Source organism: Streptomyces sp. GQ60, assembly GCF_059758875.1.
The window spans coordinates 73,731-89,353 of sequence record NZ_JCAXEG010000005.1 but is presented as its reverse complement, the minus strand read 5'-3'; the positions used below and the strand labels follow the sequence as shown (position 1 = coordinate 89,353).

The window sequence follows — 15,623 nt, the reverse complement described above, 5'->3', positions numbered from 1 at the left end:
GTACCCGAAGGGAGGACCGTGACCTTCGGATTCACCCCGCCCTCGACCACGTCCCTGACAACGGCGACCGGCGGCGCCAGCCGGCACGGCAGGCTGCTGGAACCTTCCGAGTGGACGTCCTCGGGCGTCCCCCTGCTGCGCAATCCGCGCGAGGTCGTCAGCGGACTGCACTCACGGCACAGCCCGGTGCCGTACACGGCCGTCATCGCCGTGCTCGGGCCCGAGGAGCGGCTCGTGGCCAGCGCCTCCTTCGTCCAGCGCTCCACCGCGGCCGACGGCTGGGATTACCGCAACGCCCTGCTGTCCCGGCTGCGCCGGGTCATTCCGCACGATCTGCGGCGACGGACCCCGGTACGGACCGCCGTGCTGCTGTACTGCCGCGACGGCGACGAGTGCTGGACCGAGGAGGACGGGGCCTGGATGTGGGGGCTGCGGGACGCCTGCACCCTGCACGGGCTGCGCTGCGGCGCGTACATCACGCTGACCCGGAGCGGCTGGCAGGTGCTGGGCGAGGGCCGCGGCGGCCGGAGCCCCAGCTCGGACTCGCGGCCCGAGCGCCTCGGCGACACGTCGTCCGAGTTCGCGCCGCTCGCCCTGCGCGGCGGCGGCGGAGCCGCGGAGGCCCTGCGCCGCACCGCCGCACGCTGAGTCCGCGCGGCTCCGTACCCCTACCCGGAAACGGCCAACGGCCGTACACCCGGAAGCGGGCGTACGGCTGGTCGGACCTCGGTCTTCGGCAGGGCCGGCCACCGGCCCGCCCCGCCCTTCGACCGTGCGGGATTACGGGGTGTCAGACGCCCGCGCCGAGCACGGAGTTGATCTGCTGCGGCTCGCCGCAGCAGATCAGGAGCGCACCGGCTCGCGCGAGCGCGGCCGGCAGGGCTGCGGCGGCCGCGTCGACCGGTCCGCCGTTGGCCGCGAAGACCACGACGGGACGGCCCGCGGCGCGCTGAACCTGCGCCGCGTCCGCGTAGAAGACGTCGTCCCCGGCATCCTGCAGGGCCCAGTACGCGGCCTCGCCGAAGGACAGCTCGTGCGCGGCCCACGGGTGCGGGTCGCCGGTGGTGAGCACCAGGATGTCGCCGGGCGCACGCCCGGTGTCGAGCAGCAGGTCCACGGCCTCTTCGGCCGCATCCAGCGCGCCCTCGGAGGATGCCGGGATCAGCTGGATCTGCGGGACGGCCGCCGAGACCGAAGGCGCGGTGGCGACAACGGGAACGGGGGCGGCCTGCGGCTTCCGCGGCGCGGGCGGCGCGGGCCTGGGGGCGGGACGCGGACCGGGTACGGGGCGGGGGGTCTGCGCGGTGCGGCTCGCGGCCGGCGTGACGCGGGGACCCTGGGCACTCTCGTGAATCTGAAGCTCCTCGGGGGCGGGGGTGAGAGGCATGAGCTGACATTCATCAAACACCGGTGCGAAACGTACCGGTTGGTGGCACGTGCGTGCGATCAGAAATCGAAGCCGAGTTGGCCTCCGTTTTCCAGCTCCATCGCTTCCTCGCTGCGGCGCACCTTCTTGAGGTGGCTCCAGCGGGGCAGCGCGTCGAGGTAGGACCAGGAGAGCCGGTGGTACGCGGTCGGCCCCTGCTCCTCGAGCGCCGCCCGGTGCACGGGCGAGGGATATCCGGCGTTGGCGGCGAAAGCGAAGTCTTCGATTCCGCCGCCCAGTTCACCGATCTCGGCCATCATCCGGTCGCGCCGGACCTTGGCGATCACGGACGCCGCGGCGACGGCGACACAGGACTGGTCACCCTTGATCACCGTCCGGACCCGCCAGGGCGCACCGAGGTAGTCGTGCTTGCCGTCGAGTATCACCGCGTCGGGCCGCACGGGCAGCGCCTCCAGGGCGCGCACCGCGGCGAGGCGCAGGGCGGCGGTCATCCCGAGTTCGTCGATCTCCTCGGGGGACGAGTGGCCCAGGGCGTAGGCCGTGACCCAGCCCTCCAGGACGCCGACGAGCGCGTCACGGCGCTTGGCGGTGAGCAGTTTGGAGTCGGTGAGTCCCGCGGGCGGCCGGCGCAGACCGGTGATCGCCGCGCAGACGGTGACGGGACCGGCCCAGGCTCCTCGTCCGACTTCGTCGACCCCGGCGATGACCTTGGCGCCGGTGGTCGCCCGAAGGGAGCGTTCGACGGTGTGAGTGGGTGCTTCGTACGGCATGGCGCCAGCAAGGTTACGCCGCCCCGGACCGCCTGCACACCCCACCCCCTCCCCGCCGCGCCGACGCCCCCTTCCCGCCTCGCCGCCGCCCCCTGCGTGCCGCGCCCCGGGCACCTCCGCGCCGCGCCACCCGCCCGCCCCGTCTCGCGCCTTGAGCAGCGGCACCATCAACCCGTCGATCATCTCGGCGAATTCCGCGTCCACCCATTCGCTCCCGCATATGTCGCGCGGTACGTCAGCAGCGCCGCAATGACCTCGCCGAGAAGCGGATGGGGCGCGTCCGAACGGACGCCCCGGGTCGGTTCCCCGGTGCACCAGCTCACCGACGAGCGCGTGCGCCGGCTCGTACAGCCCGGCCCGGACCAGGTCGCGGAACCGCTCCACAATGGGTGTGATCGCACTCGTGAAGCATCACCCTCAGCGCCTGCCCGGCCCGCCACCGCGCCGCGTCCCGCATCCGGACGCACAGCGCCCACAGGTCCTCGCGCGCCGACCCGAGGTCAGCACGGCCCTAGTACTCGACCCGGCTCCCGAAGGTGCCCAGGCTCCTGCACTCCTCGTACGAGGCGCTCACCCCGCGCTCGGTCAGGATCTCCCGGGCCCGGCGCTCCCCCAGGCTCGTCGCGTACCAGGGCGGCGTCCGGCCCGCCGCCGCCAGCTCCCTGGCGATCCCGCGCAGGGCGCAGGATCGCTGGGGCTCGGGCAGCCGGTCCAGGGCGGGTACCGCGTCCGCCGACAGGGACTGGAAGTAGGCCAGGTCGATCTTGCCGTCCTGCTCGTACCGCGTGACGTTGCCCTCCGCGACGACCCCGTCCGGGGACACCAGCCCGAAGGCCAGTACGGCCGCCACGGCGCTCCCCACGACCGCGCGGGGGAGCCAGCGCGCGCCGAACAGGACGCCGGCCATGATCAGTACGATCACCAGCCCGAGCCACAGCTCCACTCCGGCGACCGACAGGCGCAACCTGGTCAGCCCGTACGCGTCCACGTACAGGTCCATGCGGCGGAGCGCCGAGGCGACGACCACGAGGGTCAGCACGCAGAGGGTGCCGAGCACGCCGCGCACCAGCCGCCGGTCGCCGGCTCCGTCGCGCGGGGCCCAGCGCAGGGCCAGCGCGATGACGGCGAGGGTGAGGAGGGTGGCCCAGAGGAGCTGCCAGAAGCCCTGGCGCGCGTACGCGGCGTAGGTCAGGCCGGTGGCTTCCAGGACCTTGCGGTAGCCGCCGAACAGGACGGCGAGCTGGACGGTGTTGAAGGCGGCGAAGAGCAGGTTCAGCACGATGAGCGGCAGGGCCCACTCCACCCGGGAGCGCGCCTTGCCCGGGCGCACCGCGATGCGGTCCCAGCGGGAGGGGGCGGCGGCCGTGCGGGCGACGGCGATCGCGACGAGGAGCCCGAGCGCGAAGAGCAGGAACCGAACCGGGCCGCCCATACCGCTGATGTCGGGGGTCAGCCCGCTCAGCAGGTCCGCGAACGCGGCGTCGGCGGAGGCGAACAGGGTGCCGAAGAGCGCCAGCAGGACCACCGCCACCACGACGGCCTTCGCCACCGGCAGCCAGCGCTCCCTGCGCCCCTCGCCGCGCGAGCGCAGGCCGGTCCAGACCCAGCGCACCCCGAGGACGGTGGAGTCGAGGAGGCCGATCGGGCCGAGCAGGATGCCGGGCCAGCTGCGGCTGCCGTGCAGGGCCAGGGCGCCCGTCAGGAGGGCGGCGACCAGGGCCGTCACCGCCGGCCAGCCGGAGGCGCGCAGGGCGGGCACGGCGAGCAGGGCGAGACAGCCGAGAGCCCAGAGCGCGGTCCACGGGCGCAGCGTGCGGCCGGCGGCGCGGGCGGCCGCGTACGCGGCGACGAGCGCCGGGACCACCGCGAGGAGCAGGCCCGGCCCCAGTCCCTCGCCGAGGACCAGGGCGACGGCGATGCCCGAGGCGAGGGCGGCGCCCAGCACGACGGCCGGTACCGGTCCGACGGGGGCGGGCCGGGCGGCCTCGGCCCAGGCGAGCGGGGCCATCGACCAGGCACCGGAGGCGGCGCGCTCCTTGCGCAGCTGGTGGGCCTGCCAGGCCTTGGGATCCCAGCCGGGCGGCGCGGGTGGCGCGGGTGCGGCGGGCAAGGGAGGCCCGGGCGCGGACGGAGCGGCCCCCGCGTCGGCCACGTCGGCCCCCGCCCCCACGGCGTCTGCCGCCGAGGTGTGCTCCGCCCGGGCGTTCTCCGCACCGGCGTTCTCTGGTGACATCGGGTTCCCCTCCCCTGTCGGCCGCCCCCGGCCCTCGGGCGGGGGTGGCGAAGCCGACAGAGTAGGCCGCTCGTATGCAGTTTTGAACAGGCTCAAAAGATGCCTGTGGCAGGACCGTGACAAACGGAGGAGTACGAACGGAGGGGTACGAACCGGCACGGACCGCCGCCGCTCCGCCGCGCCCGCCGTCCAGCGACCCCGACCGCCCGACTACTCCGCTACCCCGCAGACTCCGGCAGCCAAGCCGGCAGCGCCTCGGTCCGGGCCAGCCAGGACCGCGGCAGCACCGCGTCCCCGCGCGCGCCCAGCACCCCGCCGACGATCGCGCAGGTGGTGTCCACGTCTCCGCCCACCTGGGCGGTGGTCCAGAAGGCCCGCTCGTAGTCGTCCAGGCACCGCGCCGCCGACCACAGGGCGAACGGCACGGTGTCGTGGGCGCTGGTGCGCCGCCCGCAGCCCAGTACGGCGGCGACGGTGGTCGCGTCCCCGTAGTCGAGCATGTCGCGCGCCCGCCGCAACCCGGCGCCCACCGCGCTCCGCGGGACGAGCGCGATGACCCCGTCCAGCAGGTCGGCGGCCTTCGGCGGCCCGGCCGGATCGGCCGCCAGCGCGGCCGCGGCGGCCACGGCCATCGCGCCGCACACCGCTTCGCGGTGCTGGTGGGTGGTGTAGGCGGAGATCTCCGCCTGGTGGGTGGCCTGCTCCGGGTCGTCGGCGTACCAGGCGCCCAGCGGGGCGACCCGCATGGCCGCGCCGTTGCCCCAGGAGCCCTGCCCGTTGAACAGTTCCGCGGCGAGCGTGCGCCAGTCCGCGCCCTCGCGGACCAGGCGCAGCATCCGGTTCACGGCGGGCCCGTAGCCGCGGTCGAAGTCGTGGTGGTGGGCGAAGGAGTCGGCCAGCGCGTCCTGGTCCACCCGGCCGTGCCCGGCGAGCACGGCCACCACCGAGCAGGCCATCTCGGTGTCGTCGGTCCACTGCCACGGATCGCTGCCGGCGGGCAGCTCGCGCCGCTTGAGCAGCGGGTAGTTCACGGGGACGAAGTACTGGGAACCCAGTGCGTCGCCCAGGGCCAGCCCGCGGAGGCTGGCCATGGCGCGTGCGTAGCGCCCTTCGGGAGAGGAGTCAGCGGTCATCGCGCGTCACTCTAGCCGTCCAGGTCATAAGGCTCGGGTGTGGTCCAGCGCTCAAACGGGCGGTCCATCCGGTACCGGCCGTCGGAACCCAGCAGCAGCACCCGGTATTCGCCGTTCCCCGGGTTGGAGAGGCACTCGAACTCGGCCACGGACCAGTGGAACCACCGCATGCAGAACAGCCTCATCGTCAGGCCGTGCGTCACGAGCAGCACGTTCTCCGGATGGTCTTCGGCCTCGAAGCTGCGGTAGAGGCTCTCCAGGAAGGCCCCGACCCGGTCGTACACGTCCGCGCCCGACTCCCCCTGCGCGAAGCGGTAGAAGAAGTGCCCGTACGCGTCCCGGTACGCCTTCTGCAGCCGGACGTCCTCGCGCTCCTGCCAGTTCCCCCAGTCCTGCTCGCGCAGCCTCGGCTCCTCGCGCATCCGCACGCGCGTCGGGTCCAGGCGCAGCTCGCGGAAGGTCTGCAGGGTCCGGCGGTAGGGGGAGACGTACGCGCTCACGTGCTCGTCGCCGAAGAGCTCGCGCAGGCGTCCGCCGGCGTCCGCGGCCTGCTCGCGCCCGGCGCGGGTCAGCCGGAGGGCGTGGTCGGGCTCCCGCTCGTACACAGTGTCGTCGGCATTGCCCTCCGATTCCCCGTGCCGGACAAGGACGATGCGCCGTGGTCGAACCATCCCACGACCCTATTCGGCCACCGCCGGGCCCACCGACCGGGGCACGCCGTTCGGGCCCGGCCGCGGCCATACAGTCATCTCGTCAGCAGGCTCGTCCGTCAGCGCGGCGCGCCGCTCGCACCGCGGCACCGCACGCGCACCGGCGCCGCGCGCTGCCGTCACACCGTCCAGGACGGTTCGAGATCGACGACGTCCCCGGTCAGGGCCTCCACGTCGGCCTGGATCTGCGCCCGCAGCGACAGCCGCTCGACGCGCTCCTGCCGGTACTTGCCGTGCTCGGCCGCCGCGTGCCACATCGACAGCACCAGGAACTCACGCCCCGGAGCCTCGCCGAAGAGGCCCCGGACCATGCCGGGCGAGCCCGCCATGGCCGGGTTCCAGACCTTCTCCTGCATGAGGGCGAAATGGTCCACGCGGCCCTCCCGCACCCGGGTGTGGGCGACCCGGACGACGTCGGCGTCGGTGAAACGGGGCTCGAAGCCGGTCTTCACGTCGAAGCGGTGGTCGAAGAGCGTGACCCGCGCGTCGGTGTAGGTGCCGTTCTGCGAGGCGGCCAGCCGGTCGTGCGAGCGGGCCATGAAGGAGTCGTAGAAGGAACGGCTCTCCCAGAAGGTGAAGACGTGCGCCACCCCCTGCCGGCCCCGGCTCCAGCCGCCGCCCTGCCCCCGGAATCCCGGTTCTCCGGGCAGCCCCGCCCACTTGCGCTGCCCGCGCTCGAACCCGCGTCGGTCCGTCACCGTGCAGCGAATCCACTTGACCAGCACTGCGCCATCGTACGGTCCCGGCGGGGCCCGGGTCAGTCCTCGGCGCGGTACATCCGAAGGAGTTCGGCCGCGTCCCGCTCGGACAGCCGAAGCCCGAACTCCCGTCCGAGCAGGGCGAGCAGCTCCCCGACCGGCACCTCCCGCCGCTCGATCCGCCCGTCGGGGCGCAACCGGGAGAGCTCCCGCCCTACGAGGGCCAGGCGCTCGAAGTCGCCCTGCCGCTGGACGACGACCCGGTCGACGAAAGCGGAGCGGGGGTGCGAGGAGCTGTAGTGGTTCAGCACCACGTAGTCGACGGGGTGGTAGGGCTGCGGGGTGAAGGCGTACAGGTCCCGCCAGACGCCCTCGCGCGGCACGCACAGCACGAGGACTCCGTCCGCTTCCTCCCGGACGCGGAACACCCACTCCCCCTGCCGCACTTCGGCGCCGGGGCGCGCCAGCGGCACGGGCTCGCGCGGTCCCTGCCAGCCGAACCCGGCGTCGCAGAGCCACGGTTCCCCCTCGACGGTGACGACGAGCACGGCGTGCGTCACCGGGGTCAGGGTCTCCCCCCGGGTGCGGTTGCGGGCGCCGCGTCCGGAGACCTCGAAGCCGATCCGCTCCAGGGCGGCGGCCAGCAGGGTGTTCTGCTCGTAGCAGTAGCCGCCCCGGCGCTCGCGCACGAGCTTGTCCTCGACGGTCTTGACGTCCAGCCCGACGCCCCGGCCGAACAGCACGTCCAGACTCTCGAAGGTGATCGCACCGGCGTGGGCCCGGTGTACCGACCTCAACGTCGCGAGGTCCGCCCGGAGTTCCCCGCCCTCCCAGCCGATCCTCGCCAGATAGGCGTCCAGATCCAGCTCGTCACCGCTCCACATGACTGCTCCCCCACACCGCGCCGACACGTACGGGGGGCCCGGTCACGGCCACCCCCGCACCATGATCAGCTCTCCGGCGCCGGGCGCCAACCCGCCGTCACGCGGCCGCCGCGGCGCACCCCGCAGGGGCGGCGGAGTCCAGCGGGTGCCACTCCACGGGCACGTCGCGCATCAGCAGGGCGCAGTCGAAGTGCACCGTGCCGGCCGGGAAGCGCTCGAGGTCCTCGAAGAAGGAGGACTCGGCGCGGTTGACCTCGGTGGCCTCCACCCGCCACGCGTCCGTGTGCAGTCGCATGCCGTCGAACCGGCCCGCGGTGGGCGACGGCGAGTACCCGCGGGCACCCCGCCGGAAGAACTCGGAGGCCTCGGCCAGATCGCCGAACAGTCGGCTGCCGCGCAGTTCGTCCGCGACCCGGGCCACGACGCCGACCCGGGTGGAGGCGTCCTTGGTCTCGTACGCGACCCCGATCTGCTGCGGGGTCTCCCGTACGTCGAAGACGGCCGACCCGTGCGCCCCGGGAAACAGCCGGCCGCCCGCCAGGACGTTGAGCCGGGAACCGCTGTCGCGGCGCGGGATCCAGACGCCCGCTTCCACCCCGTCCGGTCCGTCCCATTCGACGGAGATCCGGTGCGCGGCGTTCTCGCTGCGCACTCCGGTACCGGCCGGCGCCCACCTCGGCCGGGTGTCCCCGAGCCGCAGCAGGCAGATCCCGGCAACGGCCCAGCCGCCGACGAGCTGCGGCCTCATTCCGGCCGGCAGCAGTCCCGCCGCCACCTCGGGCTCGACCCGGTAGTTCACGAGCAGCCGCCGCTCGAGGACGCTCGCGAGCTTCAGACTGATCATTCCGCACTCTCCCCCGACCCGTCCTTGCGCCGCTGGTGCCGCAGCACGATCTGCTCCGGGCACACCATGCTGAGGAACCGCCCGACGGAGGAGGCCAGCCGCTCCTCGACGAGCGTGTAGAGGATGCGGTTGCCGTCGCGCCGCTCCCGCACCAGCCCCGCGGACTTCAGCACTCCCAGGTGCCGCGACACGGACGGGGCGCTGATGGTGAACCGGCCGGAGATCTCCCCGGCCGCCAGCTCCCCGCCGCGCAGATCCTCCAGGATCTGGCGCCGCGTGGGGTCGGCGAGCGCCCGGAAGACGCCGGCCTCGTCGCCGGTCTCGGTGTTCTCAGCCATGCGACCTTTTTAGCACATGAGCTAATTAGCTAAATACGAAACCCCCGGTACGACCCGCACGGCACCAGGGCCGCGGGCACGACGAAGGGGACCGGCCGCCGGCCGGTCCCCTTCGTGAGCCGCTGGTCAGCCGTCGGCGTACTGGCGGAGACCACCTATTCCTGGCGTGCGCTATTCCTCGGCATCCGGCTCTCGATCGGGGAACGCACGCAGCCTCAACTGTGGCGCCCTGTGGTCGGCGAGCCACCGCATCCGGTTGTCATCCGCCGCGAAGCCGGCGCGTGCGGTGTGGGTCCACTCCTCTCGGTCGAGGACCTCGAGGTACGTCGACCGGAGCTCTTCCTGCTGCGCCGCAGTGCATCCCGCAGCCTCGGGAGGCTCCGTAGTCAGGTGCTGGGTGAGCACCGCGATCGTGAAGTACCGTTCGACGGTCGGGCTGAGCGAACCCACATGGCGAGCATGAGCTTCCAGGACGACGCTCGAATGGGGGTAGTGAGCGAGGGTGAGCCCCATCCCCCCGCAGTCGCTCATGAGATGGAGTAGCCGACCGATGTGGTCGACCATCTCACTGTCAGCGTCGAGGTCTGCAAGCACCTCATGGAGTCTGGCGACTGTGGCGACCTTGCCGGCGAAGTATCCGTTGAGGAAGTCGCCGTCACAGGACCTGCGAAGCAGCCACGGCCGGGCAGCTGGATCGTCGAGTCTGCAGAGTGCTTCAACGACATAGACGCGTCCCCAGCCTGTGACTCGCTCGGCGAGCCAGAGCAGGCCTTCGACTCCTCCTGTCTGCCGCTCGAAGGCGTGCGCCGCCAGCGGCCCGAAGCGGTCGGAGAGCAGCCCGATCGTCTGAATCAGTGGGGTGTCATCGACTGTTCCCACTACGGCGAGCAGGGCGAGCCCTACGGTGACTGAGCAACGATCGGTGCCGTAGCGGACCAGCCATCGGCCCGTTCGGCGAGCGCGATCCGTGTCCGCCCGCTCAGCCGCGGCGGCGATGTGCTCGTTGTGGTGGATCGGGACGTAGACGTCGTGGAAGACGTCGGCCAGTTCGCCGGGGAGGGCAGAGGCCCTCGCGAAATGCGCGTCCAGAATGAGCGCAATATCCTTGCCGGCCGAGTAACGGTCTCTGGGTGCCTTCGAGCCTCGGCGACGGTGCAACGCGTCGTCGGGAAAGGGGTACCCGTCGCGCGGAAGCGGCTCATCTGGAACCAGTTGATGTAGCCGCAGCGCGTGGTCGAACAGCGTTGTCGGTGATCCGGGCAGTCCTGTCCCGGTCGTCTCGCTCATCGGCGGACGGAGGACTCGATTCTCTTGATCATGGCTCAGAGCTTGTCATGGCCGCCATCGCCTCAACAAGTCCTCGGGCGAGAACTCGTGGTTCAAGTCGAACGAACGCCATGAGGCTCCCGAGCGACCGTCGCCTATCACGTCATTTGTTGTTGGTTATGCCTGTCGGCAGCTTTGGCTTCGATGTAGCCGGTCCAGTCGCGCTTGACGTACTTCACCCAGTCGACTGCGGTGACGATGTGCATGCCCAACACGTCACCCAGGATGCAGGCGGGCAACTCTGCAGCGATAGAGCGTGGAAGAGCTGCCGCCTGCCGCAGCACCAGGTCCGCAACGGCTGGAGGCATGAGGATCGGGTGCGTGCCGCAGGATGCGCCGAAGGGGACCGGCCGATGGCCGGTCCCCTTCAAGACCCGCAGGTCAGGCGACTTCGCGGAGCGCGCCGAATGTTCTATCCGACGCAACTCCGCCTATTTTCAGCTGCAGCCGCTGGTGGAGCCGCAGCCCTCGCAGATGTAGCAGGAGCCGGCGCGCTGCATCTTCGTGCCGCAGGAGAAGCACAGCGGGGCGTCGGCGGAGACGCCGAGCTGCATCTCGACCAGTTCGGCGTTGGAGTGCGCCGTCTTGGGGGCCGGGACCGGGACGACCGCGACCGGCTTCGGGGCCGGGACGACCTGGACCGCGGCGAGCGGGGTCGCCTGGGTCAGGGACTCCGTGTCGAGCTCCTCGTCGAGGGGCTCGTAGGAACCGGTGTCCAGGTGGCGCTGACGCTCCTCGGCGGAGTGGATGCCGAGGGCCGAGCGGGTCTCGAAGGGCAGGAAGTCGAGCGCCACGCGGCGGAAGATGTAGTCGACGATCGACTGCGCCATCCGCACGTCCGGGTCGTCCGTCATGCCGGCCGGCTCGAAGCGCATGTTCGTGAACTTCGCGACGTACGTCTCCAGCGGGACGCCGTACTGCAGACCGACCGAGACGGCGATCGAGAAGGCGTCCATCATGCCCGCGAGGGTCGAGCCCTGCTTGGACATCTTCAGGAAGACCTCGCCGAGACCGTCGTCCGGGTAGGAGTTCGCGGTCATGTAACCCTCGGCGCCACCGACCGTGAAGGAGGTGGTGATCCCCGGGCGGCCCTTCGGGAGGCGCTTGCGGACCGGGCGGTACTCGATGACCTTCTCGACGGCCGTCCGGATGGTGTCCTCCGCCTTGGCGGTGACCTCCTCCTTCTCCTCTTCCTTCTTCTTCGCGGAGAGGGGCTGGCCGACCTTGCAGTTGTCGCGGTAGATCGCGAGCGCCTTGACGCCCAGCTTCCACGCCTCGAAGTAGATCTCCTCGATCTCCTCGACGGTCGCCGTCTCCGGCATGTTGACCGTCTTCGAGATCGCGCCGGAGATCCAGGGCTGGATCGCGGCCATCATCCGCACGTGGCCCATCGCGGAGATGGAACGCTCGCCCATCGCGCAGTCGAAGACCGAGTAGTGCTCCTGCTTCAGGCCCGGGGCGTCGACGACCACGCCGTGCTCGGCGATGTGGGCGACGATCGCCTCGATCTGCTCTTCCTGGTAGCCCATGCGGCGCAGGGCCTGCGGAACGGTGCCGTTGACGATCTGCATCGAGCCGCCGCCGACGAGCTTCTTGAACTTGACCAGGGCCAGGTCCGGCTCGACACCGGTGGTGTCGCAGGACATCGCGAGACCGATGGTGCCGGTCGGCGCGAGGACGGAGGCCTGCGAGTTGCGGAAGCCGTTCCTCTCGCCCAGGCGGATCACGTCCTGCCAGGCTTCGGTGGCCGCGGCCCAGATGATGCTGTCCAGGTCCTCGGTGCGCGGCGCGACGGCGTTGGCGTCGGCGTGCTGCTTCATGACGCGCTTGTGCGACTCGGCGTTGCGGGCGTAGCCGTCGTACGGGCCGACGATCGCGGCCAGCTCGGCGGAGCGCTTGTACGCGGTACCGGTCATCAGCGAGGTGATCGACGCGGCGAGGGTGCGGCCGCCGTCGGAGTCGTACGCGTGGCCCGTGGCCATGAGCAGGGCGCCGAGGTTGGCGTAGCCGATGCCCAGCTGGCGGAAGGCGCGGGTGTTCTCGCCGATCTTCTGCGTCGGGAAGTCCGCGAAGCAGATGGAGATGTCCATCGCGGTGATGACCAGCTCGACGACCTTGGAGAAACGCTCGGCGTCGAAGGACTGGTTGCCCTTGCCGTCGTCGTCGAGGAACTTCATCAGGTTCAGCGAGGCGAGGTTGCAGGACGTGTTGTCCAGGTGCATGTACTCGCTGCACGGGTTGGACGCGGTGATGCGGCCGGACTCGGGGCAGGTGTGCCAGTTGTTGATCACACCGTCGTACTGGATGCCCGGGTCGGCGCAGGCCCACGCGGCCTCGGCGAGCTTGCGGAAGAGCGACTTGGCGTCAACCGTCTCGATGACCTCACCGGTCATGCGGGCGCGCAGGCCGAACTCGGTGCCGTTCTCGACGGCCGTCATGAACTCGTCGTTCACGCGGACGGAGTTGTTGGCGTTCTGGTACTGGACGGACGTGATGTCGTCGCCGCCCAGGTCCATGTCGAAGCCCGCGTCGCGCAGGGCGCGGATCTTCTCCTCTTCCTTCACCTTGGTCGCGATGAAGTCCTCGACGTCCGGGTGGTCCACGTCCAGGACGACCATCTTGGCCGCGCGGCGGGTGGCGCCGCCCGACTTGATCGTTCCGGCGGACGCATCGGCGCCGCGCATGAAGGAGACCGGGCCGGAGGCGTTGCCGCCGGAGGAGAGGAGCTCCTTGGAGGAGCGGATGCGGGAGAGGTTCAGGCCGGCGCCGGAGCCGCCCTTGAAGATCATGCCCTCTTCCTTGTACCAGTCGAGGATCGACTCCATGGAGTCGTCGACGGCCAGGATGAAGCAGGCGGAGACCTGCTGCGGCTGGGGCGTGCCGACGTTGAACCACACCGGCGAGTTGAAGCTGAAGATCTGGTGCAGGAGCGCGTAGGTCAGCTCGTGCTCGAAGATCTCCGCGTCGGCGGGTGAGGTGAAGTAGTCGAAGTCCTCGCCGGCCTTCGTGTACGTCTTCACGATCCGGTCGATGAGCTGCTTCAGACCGGTCTCGCGCTGCGGGCTGCCGACCGCACCGCGGAAGTACTTGCTGGTGACGATGTTGACCGCGTTCACCGACCAGAAGTCGGGGAACTCGACGCCGTACTGCTCGAAGTTGACCGAGCCGTCGCGCCAGTTGGTCATGACGACGTCGCGGCGCGCCCAGGTCACCTCGTCGTACGGGTGCACGCCCGGGGTGGTGTGGATGCGCTCGATACGCAGGCCGCTCTTGGCAGTCTTGGTGCCCTTGGCGCGGGAACCTCGTGCCGAGCTGCTCGCCGTCTCTGTCATGCCGTTCCTCCCAATGCGGGCAAAACGCCCTAAAGTGCCAGCGCTATTCCGCGGCACGGTGCTGTGTGTCTTGTATCTACGTCTTCTTCGCCAGACCCACCGGCCGTTCCACGACGCACGTACGGCGCGGAACGGGCCGTCCGGTCAGTCGGCGGCGGAGGCGGGCACCGGGACCGGAGCGGTCCCACGGGGCTCGCACTCTTCGGGGTGAGGCCGCGGCACGCGGAGTTCCGCGATGGCGGTCTCGAAGTCTTCGAGTGTGTCGAACGCCTTGTAAACGGACGCGAACCGGAGGTACGCGACCAGATCGAGCTCCTGCAACGGGCCGAGTATGGCCAGACCCACGTCGTGGGTGGTCAGCTCGGCGCTCCCGGTGGCGCGCAGCGCCTCCTCGACCCGCTGGCCGAGCTTGGCGAGGGCGTCCTCGGTGACCGGCCGCCCCTGGCACGCCTTGCGCACGCCGGAGATGACCTTGGTACGGCTGAAGGGTTCGGTCACCCCGCTGCGCTTGATCACCATCAGCGAGGCCGTCTCCACCGTCGTGAAGCGACGGGAGCAGTCGGGGCACTGGCGGCGCCGGCGGATCGACGTGCCGTCGTCGGTGGTGCGACTGTCGACGACACGGCTGTCGGGGTGCCTGCAGAAGGGGCAGTGCATGGTTCCCTCACCCTCCTCTTGGCACGACTGAATCACCTCGCGAGACCCCTGAACGGCAGAGTCGAAGCTCTGTCGGAGGCTCTCGAAGCAGCCACAAGCATATGCGATGTCGGGGACCCCGGCAGACCGAGGACCACAACTTCTGGGTGGCAGCGCTCATCCAACCACTAGATCTTGGGTTGTGGTGGATTTACACCGCTCCGCGTGTCGCCGCGCCCGATGGCCGGATGACAGGCCCCGCGGTGCCACACTGGGCGCAGACCCGGACGGTGGCGACCCAACCCGGAAGGGTACCGTAAGCAGTGGCTCCGCAGCCGAACCCCCGTTCGGTCCGGATGGCCCGCCGCCGGTGCATACACCCCACGAAGTGACCACGGTGGGTGATCTCCGATTTTTCACTCGAACGTGTGTTTGGCGCAACCTTTCGAAAGCCACTACCGTTGTCCAGCTAGGGAGAACATTTCGAGAGGGGCCGACGTGACCACCACCGCAGACAGTGCCACCATCACTGCCCAGAACCGCTCCCAGAGCCGACTCGAGCCGGTGCATGCCATGAATGACGCAAGTCAGAACCCGGAGGCGGAGCCCGTACGCCCCGCACGCTCGCTGCCAGGGCGACCTCCAGGCATCCGCGCCGACAGCTCCGGGCTCACGGACCGGCAGCGGAGGGTCATCGAGGTCATCCGCGACTCGGTGCAGCGGCGCGGATACCCGCCGTCGATGCGGGAGATCGGCCAGGCGGTCGGCCTGTCCAGCACCTCTTCGGTCGCCCACCAGCTGATGGCCCTGGAGCGCAAGGGCTTCCTGCGCCGCGACCCCCACCGCCCCCGGGCGTACGAGGTGCGCGGCTCCGACCAGCCCAGCTCGCAGCCCACGGACACCACGGGCAAGCCCGCGGCCTCGTACGTGCCCCTGGTCGGCCGGATCGCGGCCGGCGGCCCGATCCTCGCGGAGGAGTCGGTGGAGGACGTGTTCCCCCTCCCCCGCCAGCTCGTCGGCGACGGAGAGCTGTTCTGCCTCAAGGTCGTCGGTGACTCGATGATCGAGGCCGCCATCTGTGACGGCGACTGGGTCACGGTCCGTCGCCAGCCGGTCGCGGAGAACGGCGACATCGTCGCCGCCATGCTGGACGGCGAGGCCACGGTCAAGCGTTTCAAGCGCGAGGACGGCCATGTCTGGCTGCTCCCGCACAACGCCGCCTACCAGCCGATCCCCGGTGACGAGGCCACCATCCTCGGCAAGGTCGTCGCGGTACTGCGCCGGGTCTGACGCCCCGCGCCCCCATCCAGCTCCGGGACCTACTGCGCCGGT

General features: G+C 71.0%; 15 protein-coding genes. 2 read left to right on the top strand and 13 right to left on the bottom strand.

The window, feature by feature from the left end; genetic code table 11:
* The first annotated feature begins 18 nt into the window (after nucleotides 1–18).
* Nucleotides 19–648, top strand: coding sequence for a hypothetical protein (locus tag AC6CKD_RS14620; RefSeq protein WP_498327673.1), 630 nt, complete (start codon nucleotides 19–21; stop codon nucleotides 646–648).
* Between the two features lie 142 nt (nucleotides 649–790).
* On the opposite strand, the gene AC6CKD_RS14615 is transcribed toward AC6CKD_RS14620, so the two are convergent.
* The 13 genes from AC6CKD_RS14615 to nrdR all read right to left on the bottom strand — a co-directional run bounded on the left by AC6CKD_RS14615 (nucleotide 791) and on the right by nrdR (nucleotide 14,312).
* Nucleotides 791–1,387 carry a hypothetical protein gene (locus AC6CKD_RS14615; protein WP_498327671.1) on the bottom strand — a complete coding sequence of 199 codons (597 nt, stop codon included), beginning with the start codon at nucleotides 1,385–1,387 and terminating at the stop codon, nucleotides 791–793.
* Between the two features lie 59 nt (nucleotides 1,388–1,446).
* A complete protein-coding gene (rnhB, locus tag AC6CKD_RS14610; protein WP_498327670.1) occupies nucleotides 1,447–2,157 on the bottom strand; it encodes a ribonuclease HII in 711 nt (236 codons plus the stop codon).
* Between the two features lie 511 nt (nucleotides 2,158–2,668).
* A complete protein-coding gene (locus AC6CKD_RS14605) occupies nucleotides 2,669–4,390 on the bottom strand; it encodes a DUF4153 domain-containing protein (protein WP_498327668.1) in 1,722 nt (573 codons plus the stop codon).
* A gap of 218 nt (nucleotides 4,391–4,608) precedes the next feature.
* On the bottom strand, nucleotides 4,609–5,523 hold the full coding sequence (locus tag AC6CKD_RS14600) for an ADP-ribosylglycohydrolase family protein (protein ID WP_498327666.1): 915 nt from the start codon (nucleotides 5,521–5,523) through the stop codon (nucleotides 4,609–4,611).
* Between the two features lie 11 nt (nucleotides 5,524–5,534).
* Nucleotides 5,535–6,194 (bottom strand): histidine phosphatase family protein, encoded by a 660-nt coding sequence (locus AC6CKD_RS14595; RefSeq protein ID WP_498327665.1) that lies wholly within the window; start codon nucleotides 6,192–6,194, stop codon nucleotides 5,535–5,537.
* Nucleotides 6,195–6,352: 158 nt separating this feature from the next.
* Nucleotides 6,353–6,958 carry a YdbC family protein gene (locus AC6CKD_RS14590; RefSeq protein ID WP_250748831.1) on the bottom strand — a complete coding sequence of 202 codons (606 nt, stop codon included), beginning with the start codon at nucleotides 6,956–6,958 and terminating at the stop codon, nucleotides 6,353–6,355.
* A 32-nt stretch (nucleotides 6,959–6,990) separates the two neighbouring features.
* Nucleotides 6,991–7,815 carry an arylamine N-acetyltransferase family protein gene (locus tag AC6CKD_RS14585; protein ID WP_498327663.1) on the bottom strand — a complete coding sequence of 275 codons (825 nt, stop codon included), beginning with the start codon at nucleotides 7,813–7,815 and terminating at the stop codon, nucleotides 6,991–6,993.
* 97 nt (nucleotides 7,816–7,912) lie between these two features.
* Nucleotides 7,913–8,659, bottom strand: coding sequence for a DUF2071 domain-containing protein (locus AC6CKD_RS14580; protein WP_498327662.1), 747 nt, complete (start codon nucleotides 8,657–8,659; stop codon nucleotides 7,913–7,915).
* The gene (locus tag AC6CKD_RS14575) at nucleotides 8,656–8,997 is read right to left on the bottom strand and encodes a metalloregulator ArsR/SmtB family transcription factor (RefSeq protein ID WP_498327660.1); all 342 of its coding nucleotides are present in this window, start codon (nucleotides 8,995–8,997) and stop codon (nucleotides 8,656–8,658) included. Before AC6CKD_RS14575 ends, AC6CKD_RS14580 begins: the two co-directional genes overlap by 4 nt.
* Before the next feature lie 171 nt (nucleotides 8,998–9,168).
* Entirely contained in the window at nucleotides 9,169–10,284 is a 1,116-nt protein-coding gene (locus tag AC6CKD_RS14570; RefSeq protein ID WP_498327659.1) for a hypothetical protein, read from the bottom strand.
* 137 nt (nucleotides 10,285–10,421) lie between these two features.
* Nucleotides 10,422–10,694 carry a hypothetical protein gene (locus AC6CKD_RS14565; protein WP_498327658.1) on the bottom strand — a complete coding sequence of 91 codons (273 nt, stop codon included), beginning with the start codon at nucleotides 10,692–10,694 and terminating at the stop codon, nucleotides 10,422–10,424.
* 66 nt (nucleotides 10,695–10,760) lie between these two features.
* A complete protein-coding gene (locus tag AC6CKD_RS14560; RefSeq protein ID WP_498327656.1) occupies nucleotides 10,761–13,655 on the bottom strand; it encodes a vitamin B12-dependent ribonucleotide reductase in 2,895 nt (964 codons plus the stop codon).
* Nucleotides 13,656–13,799: 144 nt separating this feature from the next.
* Nucleotides 13,800–14,312 (bottom strand): transcriptional regulator NrdR, encoded by a 513-nt coding sequence (gene nrdR, locus AC6CKD_RS14555; RefSeq protein WP_498327655.1) that lies wholly within the window; start codon nucleotides 14,310–14,312, stop codon nucleotides 13,800–13,802.
* A gap of 477 nt (nucleotides 14,313–14,789) precedes the next feature.
* On the opposite strand from nrdR, the gene lexA reads away from it, so the two are divergent.
* Nucleotides 14,790–15,581 carry a transcriptional repressor LexA gene (lexA, locus tag AC6CKD_RS14550; RefSeq protein WP_478684783.1) on the top strand — a complete coding sequence of 264 codons (792 nt, stop codon included), beginning with the start codon at nucleotides 14,790–14,792 and terminating at the stop codon, nucleotides 15,579–15,581.
* Nucleotides 15,582–15,623 lie beyond the last annotated feature (42 nt).

What these genes read in the sequence shown, in the direction of transcription:
- AC6CKD_RS14615 (WP_498327671.1), bottom strand. Translation starts at nt 1,387, where the DNA reads ATGCCTCTCACCCCCGCCCCCGAGGAGCTTCAGATTCACGAGAGTGCC.
- rnhB (WP_498327670.1), bottom strand. Translation starts at nt 2,157, where the DNA reads ATGCCGTACGAAGCACCCACTCACACCGTCGAACGCTCCCTTCGGGCG.
- AC6CKD_RS14605 (WP_498327668.1), bottom strand. Translation starts at nt 4,390, where the DNA reads ATGTCACCAGAGAACGCCGGTGCGGAGAACGCCCGGGCGGAGCACACC.
- AC6CKD_RS14600 (WP_498327666.1), bottom strand. Translation starts at nt 5,523, where the DNA reads ATGACCGCTGACTCCTCTCCCGAAGGGCGCTACGCACGCGCCATGGCC.
- AC6CKD_RS14595 (WP_498327665.1), bottom strand. Translation starts at nt 6,194, where the DNA reads ATGGTTCGACCACGGCGCATCGTCCTTGTCCGGCACGGGGAATCGGAG.
- AC6CKD_RS14585 (WP_498327663.1), bottom strand. Translation starts at nt 7,815, where the DNA reads ATGTGGAGCGGTGACGAGCTGGATCTGGACGCCTATCTGGCGAGGATC.
- AC6CKD_RS14580 (WP_498327662.1), bottom strand. Translation starts at nt 8,659, where the DNA reads ATGATCAGTCTGAAGCTCGCGAGCGTCCTCGAGCGGCGGCTGCTCGTG.
- AC6CKD_RS14575 (WP_498327660.1), bottom strand. Translation starts at nt 8,997, where the DNA reads ATGGCTGAGAACACCGAGACCGGCGACGAGGCCGGCGTCTTCCGGGCG.
- AC6CKD_RS14570 (WP_498327659.1), bottom strand. Translation starts at nt 10,284, where the DNA reads ATGAGCGAGACGACCGGGACAGGACTGCCCGGATCACCGACAACGCTG.
- AC6CKD_RS14560 (WP_498327656.1), bottom strand. Translation starts at nt 13,655, where the DNA reads ATGACAGAGACGGCGAGCAGCTCGGCACGAGGTTCCCGCGCCAAGGGC.
- nrdR (WP_498327655.1), bottom strand. Translation starts at nt 14,312, where the DNA reads ATGCACTGCCCCTTCTGCAGGCACCCCGACAGCCGTGTCGTCGACAGT.